Here is a 1480-nt window from a genome sequence, read left to right as displayed (position 1 = left end):
ATGGCGCTGCCCGGCGGCGTCTACGTCTACCAGGGCGAGGAACTCGGGCTCGTCGAGGTCGAGGACATCCCGGAGGAGCTCCTGCGGGACCCGGTGTGGGAACGTTCCGGGCACACCTCGCGCGGGCGGGACGGCTGCCGTGTGCCGCTCCCGTGGTCCGGGGACGCGCCGCCCTACGGCTTCGGCCCGGACGGCGTGACGACGTGGCTCCCGCAGCCGGCGTCCTGGACGGGCCTCACCGTCGAGGCCGAGTCCGCCGAGCCGGACTCGATGCTCGCGCTCTACCGCGCCGCGCTGCGCGTACGGCGGGAGCACCCGGCGCTCGGCGACGGCACGCTGCGCTGGCACGAGACCCCGGACGGCGTCCTGCTGTTCTCCCGTACGCCGGGCTTCGCGTGCGCGGTCAACGTGTCCGGCGCACCGTACGCGCTGCCCGCCCACCGTGACGTCCTGCTCGCCAGCGGTCCGATCGAGGGAGGTGTGCTGCCCCACGACACCGCCGTCTGGCTCGCCGTCGACGACTGACGGCGGACCGGCGGCCGACCGTCCTGTACCTCGGGGGAGATCTCTTTTCGGAGGCATTCCCATGCGAAGACGTGCCGTCGCGTTCGCGGCCACGTTCACCCTGGTCGCCGGCGCCGCGCACGCGATGCCGGCGCGGGCACGGACGGCCGGTCCGCCGACGTCCGCCGAACTGTCCACGACGACACGGTTGCCCGATCGGCGCGCGGTCGTCATCGGTGACCGCTTCTACTCGGTCTCCACCGAAGACGGCCTCTACCCGGCGGCCGGCTGGCACACCCTGGGGGAGATGGGCGGGTTCTGGACGCCGCCGCTGAAACTGCTCGATGGCATGTGGTTCGGCGTGGGCGGGCAGTGGCTGGGCGGTGCTCAGGCCAGGGCGGAGAGCTTCACCGCCGGCCAGGGCTACACCCGGATCGCCTACGACACCGGCGGCGTGAAGGTCGAGCGCACGGACGTCGCACCCGACGGCGTACGCGCCGGGCTCATCGGCCTGCGGCTCACCTCGCCGACGGCCCGCACGGTGCGCCTCGACGTGGACGCGCACTCGGAGCTGATGACGGCCTACCCGTGGGGCTCGACCACACCGGACCAGAAGGCGGCCAACCTCCCCGACACCGGAGCGTACGAGAACGGCGTGCTGGCGTTCCGCGAGCGGGGCACGCCGAAGGTGCCGGGCGCCACGGCGCACGACTTCGCGGCCATGGTCGCCGCGGACCGTACGCCGGCCGCCCACCGGCTCGGCGCCGGGTACCGCGGGCCGCAGGATCCGCCCGTGATCTGCCCCTCGACCGGCACCACGCCGGACCGGTGCGATGACACCGACTTCGGCAAGGGCACCGGCGGGCAACTGTCCTACGACGTGAAGCTGCCCGCCGGGCACGGCACGACGGTGTGGCTCGCCGTCGCCGGTTCCGACCACGGCACGGCCGAGGCGCGTTCGGCGCTGAGCGCCGCC

General features: G+C 74.1%; 2 protein-coding genes. Both read left to right on the top strand.

All coding sequences use genetic code 11. From position 1 onward, the window contains the following. Nucleotides 1-525 (top strand): alpha-amylase family glycosyl hydrolase (locus ACFFNX_RS49855; RefSeq protein WP_378213497.1); only part of this gene is annotated, 525 nt, incomplete at its 5' end. Between the two features lie 61 nt (nt 526-586). Continuing rightward, nucleotides 587-1480 (top strand): hypothetical protein (locus ACFFNX_RS49850; RefSeq protein ID WP_378213496.1); only part of this gene is annotated, 894 nt, incomplete at its 3' end.

Origin of the sequence: Actinoallomurus acaciae (assembly GCF_042429965.1) — a bacterium.
Lineage (GTDB): Bacteria > Actinomycetota > Actinomycetes > Streptosporangiales > Streptosporangiaceae > Actinoallomurus > Actinoallomurus acaciae.
The sequence above is the reverse complement of the archived record's forward strand: the minus strand, read 5'-3'. Positions and strand labels throughout refer to the sequence as shown.